This is a genomic window from Halorubrum rutilum, from assembly GCF_024494565.1.
This window is the reverse complement of the sequence record NZ_JANHDN010000005.1, coordinates 86723-106958: the sequence shown is the minus strand read 5'-3', so window position 1 is coordinate 106958 and position 20236 is coordinate 86723. Positions and strand designations below refer to the sequence as shown.

Annotated in this window: 21 protein-coding genes; 14 read left to right on the top strand and 7 right to left on the bottom strand. The window is 68.8% G+C overall.

Going from position 1 to position 20236, the window contains the following annotated elements; genetic code table 11:
• Nucleotides 1-8: 8 nt before the first annotated feature.
• Nucleotides 9-746, top strand: coding sequence for a helix-turn-helix domain-containing protein (locus tag NO900_RS11550; RefSeq protein ID WP_256409376.1), 738 nt, complete (start codon nt 9-11; stop codon nt 744-746).
• Between the two features lie 738 nt (nt 747-1484).
• Here NO900_RS11550 and NO900_RS11545 read toward each other — a convergent pair.
• Complete coding sequence (locus NO900_RS11545) at nt 1485-2351, bottom strand: proline dehydrogenase family protein (protein ID WP_256409375.1); 867 nt, start codon at nt 2349-2351, stop codon at nt 1485-1487.
• Between the two features lie 182 nt (nt 2352-2533).
• Here NO900_RS11545 and NO900_RS11540 point away from each other — a divergent pair, with 182 nt between their 5' ends.
• The 6 genes from NO900_RS11540 to NO900_RS11515 all read left to right on the top strand — a co-directional run bounded on the left by NO900_RS11540 (nt 2534) and on the right by NO900_RS11515 (nt 8577).
• The gene (locus tag NO900_RS11540; protein ID WP_256409374.1) at nt 2534-3853 is read left to right on the top strand and encodes an ABC transporter substrate-binding protein; all 1320 of its coding nucleotides are present in this window, start codon (nt 2534-2536) and stop codon (nt 3851-3853) included.
• 8 nt (nt 3854-3861) lie between these two features.
• Complete coding sequence (locus tag NO900_RS11535) at nt 3862-4821, top strand: branched-chain amino acid ABC transporter permease (RefSeq protein WP_256409373.1); 960 nt, start codon at nt 3862-3864, stop codon at nt 4819-4821.
• Nucleotides 4818-5999 (top strand): branched-chain amino acid ABC transporter permease, encoded by a 1182-nt coding sequence (locus NO900_RS11530; RefSeq protein WP_256409372.1) that lies wholly within the window; start codon nt 4818-4820, stop codon nt 5997-5999. Before NO900_RS11535 ends, NO900_RS11530 begins: the two co-directional genes overlap by 4 nt.
• Nucleotides 5992-6780, top strand: coding sequence for an ABC transporter ATP-binding protein (locus NO900_RS11525; RefSeq protein WP_256409371.1), 789 nt, complete (start codon nt 5992-5994; stop codon nt 6778-6780). Before NO900_RS11530 ends, NO900_RS11525 begins: the two co-directional genes overlap by 8 nt.
• Entirely contained in the window at nt 6777-7529 is a 753-nt protein-coding gene (locus tag NO900_RS11520) for an ABC transporter ATP-binding protein (protein ID WP_256409370.1), read from the top strand. Before NO900_RS11525 ends, NO900_RS11520 begins: the two co-directional genes overlap by 4 nt.
• Before the next feature lie 112 nt (nt 7530-7641).
• Nucleotides 7642-8577: a DMT family transporter gene (locus NO900_RS11515; protein ID WP_256409369.1), complete on the top strand. Its 936-nt coding sequence runs from the start codon at nt 7642-7644 to the stop codon at nt 8575-8577.
• A gap of 56 nt (nt 8578-8633) precedes the next feature.
• Here the strand turns inward: NO900_RS11515 and NO900_RS11510 are convergent, their stop codons facing one another.
• Nucleotides 8634-9431 (bottom strand): RIO1 family regulatory kinase/ATPase domain-containing protein, encoded by a 798-nt coding sequence (locus NO900_RS11510; RefSeq protein ID WP_256409368.1) that lies wholly within the window; start codon nt 9429-9431, stop codon nt 8634-8636.
• Between the two features lie 188 nt (nt 9432-9619).
• Between NO900_RS11510 and NO900_RS11505 the strand changes: the two genes are divergently transcribed.
• Nucleotides 9620-10765: an acyl-CoA dehydrogenase family protein gene (locus tag NO900_RS11505; RefSeq protein WP_256409367.1), complete on the top strand. Its 1146-nt coding sequence runs from the start codon at nt 9620-9622 to the stop codon at nt 10763-10765.
• A 39-nt stretch (nt 10766-10804) separates the two neighbouring features.
• Here the strand turns inward: NO900_RS11505 and NO900_RS11500 are convergent, their stop codons facing one another.
• Nucleotides 10805-11914, bottom strand: a complete 1110-nt coding sequence (locus NO900_RS11500) for an OBG GTPase family GTP-binding protein (protein WP_256409366.1) — start codon at nt 11912-11914, stop codon at nt 10805-10807.
• 247 nt (nt 11915-12161) lie between these two features.
• Here NO900_RS11500 and NO900_RS11495 point away from each other — a divergent pair, with 247 nt between their 5' ends.
• Nucleotides 12162-12362, top strand: a complete 201-nt coding sequence (locus NO900_RS11495; RefSeq protein ID WP_256409365.1) for a VNG_1110C family protein — start codon at nt 12162-12164, stop codon at nt 12360-12362.
• Nucleotides 12363-12504: 142 nt separating this feature from the next.
• Here NO900_RS11495 and NO900_RS11490 read toward each other — a convergent pair whose 3' ends face one another.
• Complete coding sequence (locus NO900_RS11490; RefSeq protein WP_256409364.1) at nt 12505-12960, bottom strand: hypothetical protein; 456 nt, start codon at nt 12958-12960, stop codon at nt 12505-12507.
• A gap of 184 nt (nt 12961-13144) precedes the next feature.
• Here NO900_RS11490 and coxB point away from each other — a divergent pair, with 184 nt between their 5' ends.
• Together coxB and NO900_RS11480 are read left to right on the top strand one after the other, a co-directional pair.
• Complete coding sequence (gene coxB, locus NO900_RS11485; RefSeq protein WP_256409363.1) at nt 13145-13918, top strand: cytochrome c oxidase subunit II; 774 nt, start codon at nt 13145-13147, stop codon at nt 13916-13918.
• Complete coding sequence (locus tag NO900_RS11480; protein ID WP_256409362.1) at nt 13915-16413, top strand: cbb3-type cytochrome c oxidase subunit I; 2499 nt, start codon at nt 13915-13917, stop codon at nt 16411-16413. Before coxB ends, NO900_RS11480 begins: the two co-directional genes overlap by 4 nt.
• Nucleotides 16414-16498: 85 nt before the next feature.
• Here the strand turns inward: NO900_RS11480 and NO900_RS11475 are convergent, their stop codons facing one another.
• Nucleotides 16499-16993 (bottom strand): zinc ribbon domain-containing protein, encoded by a 495-nt coding sequence (locus tag NO900_RS11475; RefSeq protein WP_256409361.1) that lies wholly within the window; start codon nt 16991-16993, stop codon nt 16499-16501.
• A gap of 79 nt (nt 16994-17072) precedes the next feature.
• Between NO900_RS11475 and NO900_RS11470 the strand changes: the two genes are divergently transcribed.
• Entirely contained in the window at nt 17073-17219 is a 147-nt protein-coding gene (locus NO900_RS11470; RefSeq protein WP_256409360.1) for a hypothetical protein, read from the top strand.
• Between the two features lie 73 nt (nt 17220-17292).
• On the top strand, nt 17293-18285 hold the full coding sequence (locus NO900_RS11465) for an NAD-dependent epimerase/dehydratase family protein (protein WP_256409359.1): 993 nt from the start codon (nt 17293-17295) through the stop codon (nt 18283-18285).
• Nucleotides 18286-18325: 40 nt separating this feature from the next.
• On the opposite strand, the gene NO900_RS11460 is transcribed toward NO900_RS11465, so the two are convergent.
• Both NO900_RS11460 and NO900_RS11455 read right to left on the bottom strand, forming a co-directional pair.
• On the bottom strand, nt 18326-19075 hold the full coding sequence (locus NO900_RS11460; RefSeq protein WP_256409358.1) for a GNAT family N-acetyltransferase: 750 nt from the start codon (nt 19073-19075) through the stop codon (nt 18326-18328).
• A 127-nt stretch (nt 19076-19202) separates the two neighbouring features.
• Nucleotides 19203-19478: a cytochrome C oxidase subunit IV family protein gene (locus NO900_RS11455; RefSeq protein WP_256409357.1), complete on the bottom strand. Its 276-nt coding sequence runs from the start codon at nt 19476-19478 to the stop codon at nt 19203-19205.
• A 239-nt stretch (nt 19479-19717) separates the two neighbouring features.
• Here NO900_RS11455 and NO900_RS11450 point away from each other — a divergent pair, with 239 nt between their 5' ends.
• Entirely contained in the window at nt 19718-20236 is a 519-nt protein-coding gene (locus NO900_RS11450; protein ID WP_256409356.1) for a hypothetical protein, read from the top strand.

Sequence of the window (20236 nt, the reverse complement as noted above, 5' to 3'; positions counted from 1 at the left end):
CGACAACGATGGCAACGACCGACGCGGCCGGGGCGGGCGAGTGGTCCGGGACCCGGCTCACTCTCGACCTGTGGCACCCGAACTGCTGGGCGATCGAGGCGACGAGCAGGACCGACGGCGGCGTGCTCGCGCACGCCATCTACAACTCGCCGCGGACCGACGCCGACGCGCCGAACTCGGTGAACGGCCTGTTCACGGCGTTCGCCGACACCAACGAGGAGGTCGAGGCGCTGCTCGACGCGATCCGCGACTCCGACCGCGCGGGGAACCTGCTCGAACTGCAGGAGCGGTTCGGACGCGCGAGGGACGCCCCGGGCAACGTCGTCCGCGAGTTCTTCCTGGAGTACGACCCGGCCGACATGGTGTGTCCGACGCTGCTGGAGCACGGGTTCGTCCACAGCGCGCCGGTCCGGATCGAGGACGGGCGCGAGGAGTGGCAGGTGTGCTTCGTCGGCGAGCGCACCGACATCCGGGAGGCGCTCGACGCGGTGCAGGCGGACTCTGGCGCCGAGGTGACCGTGGAGTCGATGTCGTCGTCGGGCCACGCGGGCCGGACCCCGCGCGAGCAACGGCTCGACACGCTGACGCCCACGCAGCGGGACGTGTACGAGCACGCCCGCGAGGCGGGGTACTACGAGTGGCCGCGTCAGGCGTCGACGCGCGAGCTCGCCGACGACATGGGCGTCTCGAAGACGACGCTGCTCGAACACCTCCGGAAGGCGGAGTCGAAGCTGCTGGACCCGTAGTTCGAAGTCGACGATTCCCTACCCCGTCGCGACCTCTGATAGGCGATATCCTTCGAATCCCGTGCGGCCAGTAGAGACAGAGCGGCGATCGATACAGACAGAGCGGCGATCGATAGCGGGAGTAGGTGTCGTAGGTCGTGAGCGAGGCCGTTTATCAGTCGAATCGCGGTGTTGCTGTCGGTTGTTTATAACTGATCGGCGCTACCGCGGTGGGCACCTCCAAAGCCCCAGCCGCTCGGTTATAATCGATCGCGAGGAGATCTGCGGTGAACTCCTCCAAAGCCCCAGCCGTGAGGACAGCGCACGCTCGCTGTCGTTCGAAAGGCGCTCCGCGCCTTTCGTGATGACGAGAGAGCGAAGCTCTCTCGAACCACGCGCTTCGGTCGCTCACTTCGTTCGCTCCCTCCAGTGCTTGCGTCGCCTGCGCTGTCCTCGCGGCTGCCCCTTTGAGTCCCGCCTCGCCCCGCACAGCACCACGCCTCCCCAGCCTCGTCGCTCACGCCCTGCGGGCGTTCGCGACTCCCTCGCGCGGCGCACCTCGCGGCCGCCACCGGCGGCCGCTCGGAGGCGCGCGCCACCGCATCCGTCATTCATAAGCGATCGTCACCGTCGCTCACGGCTATTTAAATACGGTTACGCAGACACCGATCTGCAGTACTCACTCCCGCGTTCAATCGCAAGTACGGTTCGACGGAGTCCGACGATCGACGCCCGAGCGCGATTCTCGGTCGAACCCGCTCAGCTCCCGACGACCGCCCGCAGCGCGAACAGCGCGTTCGACTTGCGCTCCCGGATCCGCCGGTAGAAGTAGGAGAACCACTTGGAGCCGTACGGGATGTACTGGTACACCGCCACGTCGTCCTCGGCCGCGAGCTCGAACTGCGCCGACTCCCGGACGCCGGTCAGCATCTGCACCTCGTAGGGGGTGCCGTGCTCGGCGTGCAGCTCCTTCGCGTAATCGATCATCGCCGGGTCGTGACTCCCGACCGCGACCCCGTCGTCGAACGCCTCGAACATGTACGCGAGGCAGTCGCGGTAGGACTCGTCGACGCGGGCCTTCTTTTTATACGACAGCTCGGCGGGTTCGTCGTAGGCGCCCTTGACGAGCCGGACCTTCCCCGGGAGGTCGGCGAGCCGTTCGAGGTCGTCGCGGGTCCGCTTCAGGTTCGCCTGGACGCAGACGCCGACGTTGCCGTCGGTCGCGACCGCGTGGCGCTCGAACGCGTCGAGCGTCACGTCGGTGGTCTCGTGGTCCTCCATGTCGATCCAGACGAACGTGCCGCGGCCGTCGGATCCGGTCGCCGCGGGCGAGTTGGCCGCCTCGACGATCCGCGCGAGGTTCTCCTCGAAGACGGCGTCGCCGACGTCGAGCCCGATCTGGCTGGACTTCACGGAGACGCAGGCGTCGACGCCGCGCTCCGCGATCGCCTCGACGAGGTCGACGTACGCGTCGGCGTCGGCGTCGGCGGGCGGACGCTCCTCGTAGTGCTCGCCGAGCAGGTTCAGGATGCCGGCCACGCCGCGGTCGTTGAGCCCCTCGACGTGGGCGAGCGCCGCCTCCGGCGTCTCCCCGGCGACGAAGTTGCTCGCGATGGGCGGGATCATACGATCACCGCGGATCCCCATCGGTATATATGGGCACCCGACCAATTATTTCATTACAGTTTGAAGTGAATAAATACTCGTCACGACCGTCGCGCCGGACGAAAAGAACATATGGGATCGACCCGACCATGGACGGGCCGGGGTTGAGATACCCGGCTGTCCACGGAGATATCAGGTCACATATGTCACGAGATACCACGGATGTGGCGGACCGGCGAACCCTGCTGAAACTGACCGGCGGTGCGGGACTCGTCGCCCTGTCGGGCTGTCTGAGCACGACGGACGACGGCGACGGAAGCGACGGGGACGGCGGCGACGGCGGCGACGACGGAACGGACGGTGAGGACGGCGGCGACGGCTCCGACGGCGACGACGGGGGGTCGGCCGGCCCGTACGAGATCGGGATGGTCGACTCGCAGACCGGGTCGCTGTCGGCGTTCGGCGAGCGGAATCAGCGCGGCGTCAACCTCGCCTTACAGCGCGTCAACGAGGTCGGCATCGACGGCCGGGAGCTCGACCTGATCGTCGAGGACTCCGAGAGCGAGAACCAGGGCGGGATCGCGGCCGCCCAGAAGCTCGTCAACCAGGACGGCGTGCCGTTCCTCATCGGCGCTGTCGGCTCCGGCGTCTCGCTGGCCATCTACGAGAGCGTCGTCGAGGGGACCGACGTCGTCCAGCTGAGCCAGAACTCCACCGGGCTCAACCTCACCGACTTCCCGGGGCTGCTCCGGATGTCGCCGTCGGGCCGCAGCCAGTCGCTCGCGCTCTCGAACCTCATCGCCGACGACGGCTACGACGAGGTGGCGGTCACCTACGTCAACAACGACTACGGCCAGAGCCTCACCGACGCGTTCGTCGACGCGTACGACGGCGAGGTCGTCTACAACACGCCCCACGACCAGGAGCAGCAGTCCTACTCCAGCGTCGTCTCGGAGATGAACGGCTCCGGCGCGGACGCGTGGCTGTTCATCACCTACCAGGCGGAGTTCACGACGATGGTCAACGAGGTGTTCTCGTCGGGGTACGAGGCGCAGTTCTACGGCGCCGACTCCGTCTCGGGCGACAACGTGCTGGAGAACACCCCCGAGGGGAGCATCGACGGGATGAAGATCGTCGTCCCCTCCGCGCCGATCGAGGAGGAGAACTACCAGTCGTTCGCCGACGCCTTCGAGTCGGAGTACGACCGGCAGCCGACCTCGTGGGCGGCGTACGCGTACGACTGCGTGATCAACGCCGCGCTCGCGATCCAGGCCGCCGACGAGTTCACCGGCGCGGCGCTTCAGGAGACGGTGCGACGGGTCTCCGGCCCGGAAGGCGAGGAGGTGACGTCGTTCGAGGCCGCGAGCGAGATCCTCGCCGACGGCGGCGGCCCGGACGACGTCGACTACCAGGGGGTCAGCGGTCCCATCGACTTCGACGAGAACGGGGATCCGGTCGGCTTCCTCCAGGTCCTGGAGGTCCAGGACCACGCGTACGAGGGCATCGACTTCATCGAAGGCTGATAGCACCGATGACCGTCCTCGGATACCTGGCCAACGGGCTGGTCTTCAGCAGCATCATCGTCCTCGGGAGCATCGGGCTGTCGCTCGTGTACAGCATCGCGGACTTCGCGAACTTCGCGCACGGCGACACGATGACGATCGGCGCGTACGCGGCGCTCGTGACCTTCGGCGCCGTCGGCGGGCTCGGGGGGGCCGTGCTGGGGCTCCCGTACGGCTTCTTCGTCGCCCTGGTCGCCGGCATCGCCGTCGCGGCGGTCGTCGCGGTCGGCACCGAGAAGCTCATCTACGAGCCGCTCGACGTCGACTCGATCGGCCTGCTGATCACGTCGATCGGGATCGCGTTCATCTACCGGGCGCTGATCCAGATCCGGTTCGGCTCCGACTTCACCCGGTTCGACCTGCGGCCGCTGCGACCGATCGAGTCGCTGGTGCCGTACGGCGTCCGGATAACGCTCCACGACGTCGCGATCGTCGGCTCCGCGGTGGTGCTCGTCGTCGGGCTCCACGTCCTGTTACAGTACACCGACCTGGGCCGGAAGATGCGCGCGATGGCGGACAACCCGGACCTCGCCCGCGTCAGCGGTATCCGAACGAAGCGCGTGAAGCTGTGGACGTGGGTCATCGGCGCCGGGCTCGCGGGCGCGGGCGGCGTCTTCCTCGGCCTGTTCAACCAGCTCTCGCCGCGGATGGGGTTCAACCTCCTGCTGGTGATCTTCGCGGCGGTGATCCTCGGCGGGATCGGCTCCGTCTACGGCGCGATGGCGGGCGGCTTCCTCATCGGCATGATAAACCAGCTCACACCGTTCTTCTCCGACGTGATCGAGGCGTTACCGATCTGGCCGGGGTGGCTCGCGACCGCCCTGGAGAACCTGGTCACCATCGAGTACGCGAACGCGATCGCGTTCCTGATCATGGTCGCGGTGCTGCTCGTCCGGCCGAACGGGATCGCCGGGGAGGGGGCGACGTGAGCCTCCTCGACGGTCCGCGGGGGGCGGTCGACGACCTGACCCGCCCGGAGGGGTGGGTGCTCGGCGTCAGCGCCGCGTTCCTGCTGTTCCTGCTCGCCGCGCTGCTCACCGGCGCGCTCGGCCCGACGTACTTCCTGTTCCTCGTCGGACTGGCGGGGATGTACGCCCTGCTGTCGCTCGGGCTGAACGCCCAGTGGGGGTTCACCGGCCTGATCAACTTCAGCGTCGCCGCCTTCTTCGGGATCGGCGCGTACGGCTCCGCGCTGATGACCGCGAGCGGGTCGCCGGTCGCGGGCGGGTTCAACCCCCTCGTCGGGCTCGTCGTCGCGCTCGCCGCCGCGTTCGCGCTGGCGCTTTTGATCGGAGTCCCGACGCTCCGGCTCCGGGCGGACTACCTCGCCATCGCGTCGCTCGGGCTCGCGGAGGTCGTGCGGCTGGTCGTGCTCAACGAGCGCTGGCTCACGAACGGCAGCGCTGGGGTCCGCGGTATCCCCGGCTTCTTCGCCGGGTGGCCGGTGCTCTCGACGTTCCCGGAGGTGATGCCCGGGCTCCGGGTGGAGGTGATCCCCGGGTCGCCGGTGATCCTGGAGACCGCGTTCTGGCAGGCGTCGCTGAACGTCCTGCTGGTGCTCGCGTTCGCGGGGGGCGCGTACTTCGTCCTCCGGCGCGCGCACCGGTCGCCGTGGGGGCGGGTGCTGCGCACGATCCGCTCCGACGAGGACCTCGCCCGGGCGCTCGGCAAGGACACCTACTCGTTCAAGATGCAGTCGTTCGTCATCGGGAGCCTGATCATGGCGCTTGCCGGCGTCTTCTACACGCACCTGAACCTCTACGTCGGGCCGGGCGACCTCGACCCGATCACGACGTTCTACGCGTGGGTCGCCGTGATCTTGGGCGGCAGCGGCTCCAACCGCGGGGCGCTGTTCGGCGGCATCGTCATCGTCACCATCCGCGAGGGGACCCGATTCTTGAACGACGTGGCGCTGCCGATCGACCCCGCGCCGCTGCGGCTGCTGCTGATTGGGGTCGTGATCGTCGCCGTGATGCGCTACCGGCCGCAGGGAATCCTCCCGCCGCAGCGCGAGCTGATCTGGCCGAGCGCGGTCGACGGTCGGGGGGCGCCCGAGACGCCCGACACCGGCGTCCGCGACCGGAAGGGAGGTGAGGGCGGTGAGTGAGGGCGCCCTCCCGAAGGACGACGCCGTCCTGCGCGTCGACGACCTCCAGAAGTCGTTCGGCGGGCTCGCGGCGACCGACCACGCGACGTTCGCGGTCGAGCGCGGCACCATCACCGGGCTCATCGGCCCGAACGGCGCCGGGAAGTCGACGCTGTTCAACCTCATCTCCGGCTTCTACGAGCCCGACGGGGGGACCGTGGAGGTGAACGGGACCGACGTGACGGGGATGGAGCCGTACGAGGTCGCCGAGCACGGGCTCGTTCGGACGTTCCAGACCCCGCGCAAGCTGGAGGGGATGACGGTCCGGGAGGCGATGCTGGTCGGGCCGCGGAACCAGCCCGGCGAGTCGTTCCTCAGGCTGTTCGCGTCGCCCGGGTCGGTCGGCGAGAGCGAGTCGGCGAACCTCGCCGAGGCGGAGCGGATCCTGGCGGAGTTCGAGATCGACCACCTCGCGACGCAGCCGGCGACCGACATCTCCGGCGGCCAGATGAAGCTCGTCGAGCTCGCGCGGGCGATGCTCGCCGAGCCGGAGATCCTCCTGCTCGACGAGCCGGTGGCGGGGGTGAACCCGACGCTCGCGAAGAAGCTGAAAGAACAGATCCGGCGGCTCAACGAGCAGGGGACGACGTTCCTGCTCATCGAGCACGACATGGAGTTCGTGATGGACGTAGCGGACCCGATCGTCGTCCTCGATCAGGGGCACGTCCTGACCGAGGGGACGCCGGAGGGGGTCCGCAGCGACGACCGCGTCGTCGACGCGTACCTCGGAGGCGGCACATGAGCGACGAGGCGACCGGCCCCGCGAACGGGGGTCACGACGGGACCGATCCCGTGCTCTCGCTGTCGAACGTCGACGGCGGGTACGGCGAGGTACAGGTGCTCGACGACTGCTCGATCCGGCTCGATCCGGGCGAGATCGTCTGTCTCGTGGGCCCGAACGGCGCCGGGAAGTCGACGGTGCTCAAGACGGCGTTCGGGATGTTGACCCCGTGGACGGGGACCGTCGAGTACCACGGCCGCGAGATCGGCGGGATGCCGCCCGAGGAGATCGTCCGCGAGGGGATCGGCTACGTCCCCCAGACCGACAACGTGTTCGGCTCGCTGACGATCGACGAGAACCTGCGGATGGGGGGCGTGGCCCGCGAGGGCGGCCTCGACGAGGTGATCGAGACCCTCTACGACCGGTTCCCGATCATCGACGAGAAGCGCGGCTCGAAGGCGCGGACGCTCTCCGGCGGTCAGCGCCAGGTGCTGGCGTTCGCGCGGGCCCTGGTGATGGAGCCCGACGTGCTCCTCATCGACGAGCCGTCCGCGGGGCTCGCGCCCAACACCGCGGACGACGTGTTCGAGGACGTTCAGGAGGTCAACGACATGGACACGGCGATCCTCATGGTCGAGCAGAACGTGACGAAGGGGCTCGGCATCTCCGACCGCGGCTACGTCCTCGACCAGGGGACCGTCCGGTTCGAGGGCACCCCGGAGGAGCTGTTGAACGACGAGGAGGTCTCCCAGCTGTACCTGGGCGGCTGAGCCTCCGTCCGCGGCGATCGACTCCTCGCCGGCTCCGATCCGTATCGCCGTCTTCAACACCCGACGCCGACCTTCCGCGAACGGACCGCGACTCGGCCGCTCGCCCCACGCCATGACGACCACGCTCGGACGGTACGCGTTCGCGCTCGCCCCGCTCGCAGCCGCGGCGCTGTGGGGCGGGATGTACGTCGTCAGCAAGTGGGGGTTCGCGCTGATCCCGCCCGTGACGCTCGGGTTCCTCCGGGTCGCGCTGGGTGCCGCGGCGCTCTGGCTCGTCGTCGCCGGCCGGGGCGGGGTCGCGCCGCCGCGCGACGAGTGGGCGACGTTCGCGGCGCTCGGCGGGTGGGTGACCCTGACGGTCGCGACCCAGTTCGTCGGCACCGAGCTGACGAACGCCAGCCAGGGGTCGCTGCTGACGGTGTTGACGCCCGTGTTCACCGTCGCGCTCGGCGCGCTCGTGCTCGGCGAGCGCGTCACGGCGACGAAGGCGGCCGGGATGGCGCTCGCGGGCGTCGGCACCGCGGTCGTCCTCGCCGGGCGGTACGAGCTCGCGTCGGTCGCCGCCGGCAACCTCCTCGGGGTGGGGCTGCTGCTCGTCGCGAGCGCGGCGTGGGCCGGCTACACCGTCTGGGGGCTCCGGGCGGTCAGGCGCCACGGGGCGCTCCGCGCGGCGACGTACTCCTCGCTGGCGAGCGTCCCGATGCTGGGGGTTCTCGCCGGCGGCGAGCTGTGGTACCTCGGCCGTTCGCCCGCCGACCTCCCGCTGACCGTCGAGTCGGCCGGCGCCGTGCTGTACCTCGGCGTCGCGTCGACGGCGGCGGCGTGGTTCCTCTGGTACAAGGGCCTGGAGTACGTCTCCGCCGGGACCGTCGCCGCGTTCTTCTTCGCGCAGCCCGTCGTCGGGGCGGCGCTCGGCGCGGCGCTGCTGGGCGAGGCGCTCGGTCCGGGGTTCCTCGCCGGCGGCGCGCTGATGGCCGTCGGCATCTGGATCGTCAGCCGGGAGCGCGCCGAGCCGCCCGACGAGTCGCCGGACCCGACCGCGGGGTGAGCCGGGAGTCGCGGCCGCGGGACCCCCGACTGCGGACGCCGACGGGTCCCCGACCCCTACGCCGTCCGCTTCTCCAACTCCCCCTTCAGCTCCGCGGCCTCGAAGTCGTGGTCGGGGCGGATCGCGACGAAGTCGAGGAACCGCCGGGCCGCGAGCAGCTCGTCGGTCGAGTAGCCGCCGAGCGCGGCGCCGATCGCGTCGGGCGCGCCGATCAGGGGTTCCAGCGCCGCGAGCGCGCTCGCGAGGTCGTACGACCGCGCCGACTCGCGGCCCGCCTCGCTCACGCTCGTCGCGTCGATGACGTACAGCTCGCCGTCCCGCACGAGGACGTTCTCCGCCCGGAGGTCGCCGTGGGCGAGCCCGGCGTCGTGGATGGTCCGGAGCGTCGCGAACAGCGCGGGCGCCAGCTCGGCGACCGCCGCCCGGTCGAGCTCGTCGAGCGTCCGGAACTCGGGGAGGTACTCCAAGACGACGACGCCGAGGTCGCCGACCTCCAGCGCCTCGATCGGCTCCGGCGCGTTGACGCCGAGCCCCCTCACCCTGCGAGTCGCCTCCAGCTCGTGGCGGGCCATCTCGTAGGGCGTCTCGTAGCGCTCGAAGAAGCCCTCGGTGCCGGCGGAGACGGCCCCGAGGTTCCGCCCGGTGGTGAACAGCGTGTGGACGAGCGTGTTCTGTCTCGTGATCACCTTCACGAACAGGTCGTCGTCGACGACCATCGGCGTCGACAGCCAGTTGTCGGCGTCGAGGAACCGCACCCGCATCCCGTCGCGGTCGTACCGGTCCGCCAGCTCCCGGACGACCCGCTCGATGTCGGGCCAGTCCACGCGACCGCGCACGAGCCGGCGGAGCTCCATGTGGAGACCGAACGCGGCGACGGGACATAAGTGGCGTCCCCGGTCGGCGCCCGGAGGCGCGGTTGGGGGCCGAGACGGGCTCGCGACCGAGAGGTGAGGCGGGCGCGCGACCGGGAGGCGGGGGCGAGCGCGTAGAATCGATCACGGTCGTTCGCATCGTTTATGCCGGCGGGTCGCAATTCTTGCCCATGGACTTCGAGCTACCCGCGGAACACCGGATGATACGCGACACCGTCCGGGAGTTCTGCGAGGAGGAGATCCGGCCGATCGCTCAGGAGATCGAGGACGAGCACCGGTTCCCCGACGAGGTCTTCGCCGACCTGAACGACCTCGATATGATGGGCGTCCCCGTGAGCGAGGAGTACGGCGGGCTCGGCGGCGACCAGCTCATGTACGCCCTCGTCACCGAGGAGCTCGGCCGCGTCTCGGGCGGGATCGGCCTCTCGTACGCCGCCCACACCTCCCTCGGCGCGAAGCCGATCGAGCTGTTCGGGACCCACGAGCAGAAGGAGGAATGGCTCCGACCCCTCGCCGAGGGCGGCGAGATCGGCGCGTGGGCGCTCACCGAGCCCGGCAGCGGCTCCGACGCCTCCGACATGGACACGACCGCCGAGTTCGACGCCGACGCCGGCGAGTACGTGCTGAACGGGACGAAGCAGTTCATCACGAACGCGAACGTCGCCAACAGCGTGCTGGTGAAGGCCGTCACCGACCCGGACGCCGGCTACGACGGGATCTCGACGTTCATCGTCGACCCCGACGACGACGGGTTCGAGATCGCGACCGTCTGGGACAAGATGGGGCTCAACTCCTCGCCGACCTGCGAGATCAGGCTGGACGACGTGCGGATCCCGGCGGACCGGCTGCTCGGCGAGGAGGGCGAGGGGTGGACGCAGACGATGAAGACGCTGGACGGCGGCCGGATCTCCATCGCGGCGCTGTCGGTCGGGCTCGCGCAGGGGGCGTACGAAGCGGCCAAGGAGTACGCCGGCGAGCGCGAGCAGTTCGGGAAGCCGATCGCGAAGTTCGACACGATCCGCGACAAGGTCGTCCACATGCACCGGCAGACGGAGCGCGCGCGGCTGCTCACGCATAAGGCGGCGACGAGGTACGACGCCGGCGAGTCGGTGACGAGGGAGTCGTCGCTGGCGAAGCTCGACGCCAGCGAGGCGGCCCGCGAGGTGGCCGAGGAGGCGGTCCAGACGCTCGGCGGCTACGGCTACACCACGGACTTCGCGCCGCAGCGCTTCTACCGCGACGCGAAGCTGATGGAGATCGGCGAGGGGACGAGCGAGATCCAGCACGTGGTGCTCGGCCGGGAGCTCGGGCTGTAGCCTCCGAGCCGCTTCCGCGACCGCCGAGCGGTCGCGCCCTCACTTCCGCGCGACGATCCGGAGCACGTCCTCGTCGGCCAGCTCGTGGCCCTTCCCGACCTGCTGGTCGTCGTGTTTCGCGCTCGGGCCGGAGACGCGCGCGAACTTGAACCGCTCGTCGAACTCCCCGCCGATCTTCGCGCAGGCGTCGCCGACCGTGTCGCCCTCGAAGAGGATGAGCGGCTCCTCGTAGTCGACGCCGCGGCCGGGCTTGTCCATGTAGATCCGGATGACGCCGAGCTCCTCCCAGAGGCGCTCCTTGAGCCCGTCGAGCCCGAGCTCCTTCTCGGCGGAGATGAAGAGCACGTCGTCGGGGTCGAGGTCGCGCTCGCGGAGCTCCTCCTTGACGGTCGGGAGGTAGCTCCTGTCGATGAGGTCGGCCTTGTTCACCGTGACCATCGACGGGAGGTACTCCCGGTTGTCCATCACGGCGTCGACGAGCTCGTCGATCGTGAGGTCGTGGGGGATCGTCACCTTCGCGTTGACGTACCCGTACTCGCGGAGCACCTGCTTGACCGTCTCCTCGTCGAGGCTCACCTCGTCGCTCATCGTCACGCCGAGCCCGTCCTTGTGCGTCTTCCGGATGTTGATGTTCGGCGGCTCCGTGTCGAGGCGGATGTTGGTCGCGTACAGCTCCTCGCGGAGCCGGTCGTACTGCTCGATCTCGAAGACGGAGAGCATGAACACCACGAGGTCTGCGGTCCGGACGACCGAGAGCACCTCCTTCCCGCCGCCGCGGCCGCCCGCGGCGCCCTCGATCAGCCCCGGCACGTCGAGGATCTGGATGTTCGCGCCGCGGTACTTCAGCATGCCGGGGTTGACGTCGAGCGTCGTGAACTCGTAGGAGCCGACCTCGCTGTCGGCGTTGGTGAGGGCGTTGATGAGGGTGGACTTGCCCACGCTCGGGAACCCGACCAAGGCGACCGTGGCGTCGCCGTGCTTCTCGACCGCATAGCCGTGGCCGCCGCCGGCGGAGGACTGGTTCTCCAGCTTCTCCTTCTTCTCCGCGAGCTTCGCCTTCAGGCGCCCGATGTGGGCCTCCGTGGCCTTGTTGTAGGGCGTCTCGGCGATCTCCTCGCGGAGGTCCTCGATCTCCTCTTCCAGTCCCATTGGCGTACTGTCGGCCGTTCGCCTCGTTAAAGGTGTTCCTTCGGTCCGTCGGAGGGTTCGCAGACCGGTCGGGGACCGGCCGCCGCGGTCCGCGAGAGCCCTCCGGGATCCGCCCGCTGCGGCGGTCCGTGCGACTCTCGCGGCGGTCCGTTCGAGTCCGTCTCGACGGTCCGTGCGAGTCGGCCGCGATCGTGTCGATACTTCGATACGGTTATTATCCGCCACGCGCGACCCACACGCACGTCGAATGCCCGATCCGTCGAGCCTCCGTGACAGCACGCAGATCGTCCTCCCGTGTCGCGCCCTCGACGGCATCGGCGGGCGGTTCCGGGAGCGGTTCACCGTGACGGTCGTGGAGGCCGACGGCTACTGTCGGATCATCGGCAGCCCGGTCGAGATCAAGGCCGCGAGCGACTTCCTCGCGCGGAACGGCGTCGCGGTCGCGTAGGGAGGTCGGCGCGGTCCGGGAAGGGAGTCGCGGTCGCCGGGTCGCGGTTTCTTCGCCGACCGTTCGCCGAGGAGATCTGAGACGCTGACCGGGACGCGGTCGTCTCGCGGGGCGCGACGGGAACGGATCGACGGGACCGCACTCAGCCGATGACGCCGACGAGGAGCTGGACCGCGATGAGGACGAGGAAGACGAGCCCCGCGGCGAACGAGCCCGCCGCGACGCCGTGCGCGTTCCCGAGCCCGCGCCCCCGGGCGCTGAAGTAGGCGCCGAGGAAGACGAAGCCGGTCACGAGCAGCCCGACCGCGGCGTAGGTGACGCCGAGGAGGCTGCCGGAAAGCCCCTCCGGGAGCCCGAAGCTGCCGACCGCGAGCAGCGCGACAGCGCCGATGCCGACCGTGACGACGACGAAGGTGACGGCCCACACGACCGGCCGGCGGACGAAGTCGCGGAGCGCGCCGACGACGACGGCGTATCTGTCGTGCGACGCGTCCGTCCCGGGCGCCGTCCGCCGCGCGCCGACCTTCGCGACGGCGAGGAAGGTGGCCGCGGCGAGCAGCCCCATTAGTGCCGTGCTCAAGAGCGTGAGTGAGACCATGGTGGGGTTCGTTGTTAGGCGGTCCGTTCGCGTGTACAAATAGCCTTCGTATACGCGTTCGGATCGGCTCTTCGTCCCCGTCGGAGAGGCGTCGGATCGGGGGGCGGACACGGGGTTTCCGGTCGCGCTACACAAGAGCTAAGTGTGCCATCGCCAAGTGTGAGTCAAGAGCTGATAGAGGAACATGATAGATCCAATTATCCTGCAACCCGGGGGCGACTGGCGCGCGCAGGCGGAGGTGTTCGAGGAGATATTCTTCGTCTTCCTCGCGCTCGGGACGCTCGTCGGGACGATCGTCGTCGCATACACGCTGTGGAACGTGTACAAGTACCGCGACGACGGAGGCGAACCGAAAGAGAGCTTCGACGCGCCGACGGTCGGCGAACTCCCGACGGGACAGGGCGGTCCGAAGGCGAAGAAGCTGTTCCTGTCGTTCGGGCTGAGCGCGATCGTCGTCATCAGTCTCGTCGTGTACGCGTACGGCATCCTCCTCTACGTCGAGGAGGGCCCCGACACGGGTGACGAGGGCGATATCGAGATCCTCGTCGAGGGGTATCAGTTCGGCTGGGAGTACGAGTATCCGAACGGTCACACCACGACCGGCGAGATGGTCGTGCCGGCCGACCAGCGCATCGACATCGAGGTGACCTCACGCGACGTCTGGCACAACTTCGGCTCGTCGGAGTTGCGGATAAAATCCGACGCTATCCCCGGAGAGACCAACTCCAACTGGTTCTCCGTGAGTTCCGAGGAGGTCGAGGCGCAGGGCGGTGAGGCGACGTACAGGGTCGAGTGCTTCGAGCTGTGCGGACAGGGGCACTCGGCGATGAAAGGGCAGATCACGGTCCTCCCGCAGGACGAGTGGCGGGAGTGGTACGAGGAGACGGGCGGCGACGCCGCGGAGGGTAACTCCTCCAGCGCGAGCGTGAGCGCCGCCGTTGGGGGTGTTCCCGCGTGAGCGAGCTCCCGCCGACGACCTCCGTCAAGCGCTGGCTCGTGACGACGAACCACAAGGACGTCGGCATCCTCTACACGATCACCGCGCTGTTCTTCCTGCTGTTCGGCGGCGTGCTGGCGCTGCTGATCCGCGTTCAGCTCTGGGACCCCGCGAACCAGGTGCTCTCCGGACTCGCGTACAACGAAGCGGTGACGGCCCACGGGCTGATAATGGTGTTCTGGTTCCTCTCGCCGTTCGCCTTCGGCTTCGCGAACTACTTCGTCCCGCTCCAGATCGGTGCCGACGACTTGGCCTTCCCGCGGCTGAACGCGCTCTCGTACTGGATGTACCTGTTCTCCGGCGTACTGCTGGGAGTCAGCTTCTTCCAGGGCGGCACGCTGAGCGCCGGCTGGACGATGTACGCCCCGCTCAACATCCCGATGTACACGCCGAGCATCGGGTCGACGGGGGCAGTCCTCGCGCTCGCGGTGTTCATCATCGGAGTCACCGCCTCGTCGGTGAACTTCCTCGTGTCGATCCACCACTCGCGCGCCGAGGGGATGGGGATCATGGACATGCCGATGTTCACGTGGAGCATCCTCGCGACCGTGTGGATGATGCTGTTCGCGTTCGCCGCGATGCTCGCCGCGGGGCTTATCCTCGCCGCCGACCGCGTGCTCGGCTCGGTGTACTTCTCGGCGACTGAGGGCGGCTCCCTCCTGTGGGGGCACCTGTTCTGGTTCTTCGGTCACCCGGAGGTGTACATCGTCTTCTTCCCGGCGCTCGGCGTCATGTTGGAGCTGTTCCAGACGTTCTCCGGCCGCCGGCTCGTCGGCCGGAAGTGGGTCATCATCTCCATCTGTCTCATCTCCGTCCAGTCGTTCCTCGTGTGGATGCACCACATGTTCCTCACGACGATCAACCTGGAGATCAAGACGCTGATGATGGCGACAACCATCGGCATCTCGCTCCCCTTCGACCTCGTCGTCTTCTCGCTGATCTACACGCTGATCAAGGGGCGGATCCAGTTCACGACGCCGTTCCTCTTCGCGTTCGGCGCGCTCCTGCTGTTCATTCTCGGGGGCATCACCGGGGTGTTCCTCGGCGCCATCGTCCTCGACTACGAGTTCCGCGGCACCTACTGGGTGGTCGCGCACTTCCACTACGTGATGTTCGGGGGGGCGACGGCGCTGTTCGGCGGGGCCTACTACTGGTTCCCGAAGATCACGGGGAAGATGTACGACGAGCTGCTGGGGAAGCTCCACTTCGTGATCTTCTTCGTCAGCTTCAACATGGTGTACTTCTCCATGTTCCTCGCCTGGGAGACCCCGCGCCGCGTCTTCGAGTACAACCCCGAGTTCCAGTCGTTCCACCAGATCGGGACGATCGGGGCGTTCATCCTCGGGTTCTCCTTCTTTATCATGTTCTACAACTTCGCGAAGTCGTACGTCTCCGGCCCCGAGGCGGGCGACAACCCGTGGGACTACTCGCGGACCGCCGAGTGGGCGGTCTCCTCGCCGCCGCCGCTCGAAAACTGGCCGAACCGGCCGTCGTACGCGTCCGGGAAGCTCGAGTTCGTGAAGGACTTCGTCCCCGACGGCGGGCCCGCGGTGAAGACCGACGGCGACGGGAACGCCGCGACCGACGGCGGCGACACGCACTCGGACCACATCAAGGAGTACCCGTACTGGGACAAACACCCGAGCCACGCGAGCATCTGGCCGTTCGCCCTCTCGCTGATGACCGCGTTCTTCATGTTCGGGCTCTCCGGGTTCGCCGACTCGGTCACGTTCATCGTCGGCGAGTCGCTCGCGTCGACGAGCGTCGAGATTTCGAGCTTCCTCTACCCGACGTTCATCCTCGTCGGCTTCGTCGGGCTGGTCGCGTCCGGCGTGATGTGGGGGTTAGAGGACTTCTACGCGCCACCGAGCGAGTTCGCCGAGCGGTGGCCGTTCAACGGCGTCGAGAAGGTGAAGCTGGGGATGTGGTTCTTCCTAGCGTCCGACGTCATCGTCTTCGGGGCGTTCCTCTCGGCGGCCATCTTCGTCCGGTACAACGCCGGCTGGATGACGTGGGAGCCGCTGACGGAGTCACTCCCGGGGCTCATCAACACGTTCGTGCTGATCACCTCCTCGTTCACGGTGATCCTGGCGCTCGTCGCGGCCCACCGAGAGAGCCGGAAGGGGCTGTTGGCCTCGCTCGGCGCGACGATCCTGCTCGGGTTCACCTTCCTGGCGATCAAGATGTGGGAGTGGCACCACGAGATATACGACGTGGGCGTCCTCATCGCGCAGAACCCGTACGGCGACCCGGTGCAGGCGTCGATCTACTACGTCACCACGGGACTTCACGGCATCCACGTCGTCGGGGGACTCCTGATCGCCTGCTACCTGTTCGTCCGGGCCTACCAGGGCCACTACATGGACGACGAGCGGCCGGTGGAGTACTTCGGCCTCTACTGGCACTTCGTCGACATCGTCTGGGTGTTCATCTTCCCGCTGTTCTACCTCTTCTGAGGCGGCGGTCGCGGTCCCGTTTCCGACGGTTCTTTTCTAGGCCGACCGCGTTCCGATAGCTCGCGCGTCGCTCTCTCGGTCGACCTCACTCGTCGATCGGCTCGGCGCACCACTGACAGAAGTCGAAGGACGGATCGGTCTCGCGGCCGCAGTGCGGACACGGGGCCGCGTCCGCGTCGGGCGTCTCGTCGGACGCCGGCGGGTCCCGAGGCTCGGTCGTTGCGCTCGTTCCCGACGCGGCGTCCATCCGCTCCGCCGACGCCTCCCGATCGGCCGGCTCCGACGCCGTCCGCCGTTCGCGTTCGTACTCGCGGTTCTGTCGGTGCGCCGTGACGTACGCGTCGATCACGCTGGCGGCGACGACGAGCACGGCCGGCGCGACGTCGGCGAGCGGCGGCACGTCGCCGGCGATCAGTCCGTCGACCGCCGCGTCGGGAACGAGCGCGACGACCGCCGCGGTGACCGCGACGTACCAGCCGAGCGCGCGAGCCCAGCGGCGGAGGTAGGCGTGCCCGAGCCCGGAGACGACGAGCGCCAGCAGCGCGGCGAGCCACGGCCGACGGCGGCTGCGGTCTGTCATGGGGCGGGATACGACCTTCGGGACCGTGTAACTGCCCCTCGCTCGGAGCGTTTATGTTGCCGAGACGCCGAGTCGAGATATGCTCGGATTCCCGGCCGGCGACTTCCTGATCGGGATCGGATACGCGGTGTTCGGGGTCGGGACGTGGTTCCTCGGGCTCGGGATAGCGTACCTCCTCTACCGGCGCTGGCGCGGCGACGGACCGCGGTCGAAGTACGGCGACTGAGTCGTCGGCCTCCCGGCTGCGCGACCCGTTTCGGTTCGGTCACGCTTTTGAGTGCGTCGGACCCAGATCCCGTATGACCGACACGGCGCTCGTCGTCGGCGGCACCCGGTTCATCGGGCGACACACCGTCTCCGACCTGCTCGCGAACGGCTACGACGTGGCGATGCTCAACCGCGGCAACCGCGAGGACCCCTTCGCCGACGACGACCGCGTGACGCACGTCGAGGGCGACCGGACGAGCGAGCGCGCCCTGCGCACGGCGAAGCTCTCCGCGGAGCCCGACGTCGTGATCGACTGCGTCGCCTACCGCCCCGACGACGTGGCGACTGCGGTCGACGTCTTCGCCGACGTCGACGGTTACGTGTACGTCTCGTCGGGGTCGAGCTACGCCGCCGAGGAGATCCCCAAGCGCGAGGGAGAGACGCCGCTAGAGCCGTGTACCGACGAACAGGCGACCGACGAGAGCGACGAGACGTACGGGAACCGGAAGGCCGAGGGCGACCGGATCGTGTTCGAGGCCGCCGAGGAGGGCGTCAGCGCGACCGCGGTCCGGCCCTGCGTCGTCTACGGGCCGTACGACTACACGGAGCGGCTCGACTACTGGATCGACCGCGTGCTCTCGCACGACCGCGTCGTCGTCCCCGGCGACGGCCAGAACCTCTGGCACCGCGCGTACGTCGAGGACGTGGCGAGCGCGCTCCGAATCGCCGCCGAGCGCGGCGACCCCGGCGCCGCCTACAACGTCGGCGACCGGCGGGCGTTCACCCTCGAAGAGACGCTGGACGCGATCGCCGAGGCCGCCGGGGCCGATCCCGAGGTCGTGCCGGCGAGCGCCGACGCGCTCGCGGCCGGCGGGCTCGAACCCGACGACTTCCCGCTCTACCGGGAGTACCCCCACCTGCTCGACACGTGCGCGCTCGCCGACCTCGGCTGGGAGTCGACCCCGGTCGACGAGGCGATGGCGCGGACCGTCGCCGAGCACCGGGAGGCCGAGCGCGACGGGAGCGAGTGGGACCCCGGACGCGAGGCTGAGGAGCGGGTGCTTGGCGTGAAGGAGACGCTGTAGCGGGGATCGCTACGGGTCGAGGCGGTGCGACGCGCGCGGCTCAGTAGGCGGCGTCCCAGCGCGACGGCTTCCGCCGGTTCCCGCAGTCGCCGCACTCCATGCGGTCCATCGTGTCGATGGCGACGTCGGTCCCCTCGCAGTTCCCGCAGAAGTAGCCGTAGCGCCGCTCTCGGTCGGGGTCGGCGTAGGCGACGTAGAAGGGACCGTCGGAGCCGCGCTCGCTCTCGTCGAAGGCGACGTAGACGGTGTCGCCGGCGGCCGTCTCGACGGTGCCCTCAGAGATGCCCGTCAGGCGGCTGACCTGTTTGCGGTACTCGCGCTCGTCGAACGTCTCCTCGCCGATCTCCACGCGCCGCTCGCCGACCAGCTCGTACCCCTCGCCCTCGTAGAACGCGGTCCCGACCTCGTTGGCGACGAGGACCCGCGCCTCGATGCGGTCGACGTCGGCGTCCCGGAGCTCCGCCTCGACGCGTTCGAGGAGCGCGGAGCCGATGCCGGAGCCCCGGTGGTCCGGGTGGACGTGGAGCCAGTCGATCTCGCCGACCCGCTCGCGCCGCCCGACCACGTAGCTCTCGGCGAACCCGACCACGGCGTCGTCGACGACGGCGACGGGACACACCGTCGTCCCGTCGTCGATGTCCGCGACGAGGTCGTCCCGGTCGTACCACTCGTCGACCGCCTCGGCGAGCAGCGCCTCGTCGACCGCGTGACCGTAGGAGGCGATCAGCGATTCGCGGGCGACTTCTCGGATCGCGTCGACGTCGTCTGCGGTGGCGTCGCGGAGTTCCATACGATACCCTTCGCGCACGGGCACAAAAAACACGTCCGAACGTGTCAGAACTACCGGATCGATCGGGGGCGTCTGGAGACGGAGGAGGTCGGAAGACGGAGCGGGCCGGAGAACGGAGGCGACTGCGCTACGAGATGGAGTAGGTCGCGGCGGCCATCAGTAGCATCGTGAGCGCGAGCGCGAGCGCCATCACGTAGGTGAGCGAGCGGTTCTCCCACCGGAGGTGCTGGAAGTAGGCGACGATGAGCAGCGTCTTGACCGTCGCGATCACCAGCGTCCCGCCGAGCGCCTGGGCGTACGTGAACTCGATGAACGTGGCCTCGAAGAGAATGAAGTTCAGCGTCGCCGCGATCAGGAGCGCGACGTATATCGCTGTGTAGAGTTTGAGCGAGTCGTCCGACATTGCTTGCCACCACCTTCGTCCGTGCGCTTAAAGAATTAACCATCCGGTCCCCGTTCCGCGATCGCTCGGTCCTTCGCTTCCGCGATCGCTCGGTCCTTCGCTTCCGCGATCGCTCGGCCCTCGTTTCGGTGGTCGCTCGGCCTTTCGCTTCGGCGCGCGCTCGTGCCCCGGGAGCCCCCGAAACGCCTATGTCGTCGACGCGCCGAACTGGCGGTGACACCTCCGACCGAGGACTCACCGTGGACCCGCTCGAACCGACGGACGACCTGCTCGAATCGCTGTACGTCGTCAACAAGGTCGCGAAGCGGTTCGCCGACGAGGCGACCGCGGCCTACGACCGCGGCGACGTCACCGAGAGCAACGTCCGTTCGGCCCGCAAGGACGCCCTCTACCGGACGAAGACCGCGGTCCTGTCGCGGATCGTCGCCCACGAGGGATCGCGCGTCACCGGGGAGTACCACGCGATCAACGGCGACGTCTGGCTGTTCCTCACGGTCCGCGGCTGGCACTTCCACCAGCCGCCGCGCGCGATCGGCGCCGCCCTCGCGGACGAGGTCGACGTCGCGAACGCGCCCGACGAGCCGATCGACGCGCCGTACGAGCGCGACGCCGCGGTCGAGCGATCGGACCGGTCGCTCGAAGACGCCCTCGCGCGGCTGGCGGAGGCGGGAGTCAACGCGAACGACCACCTCGCGCGGCCGACCGTGACGACCGAGCACGACCGGATCGTCGACGTGCGCTGGTCGTTCCTCCCGTAG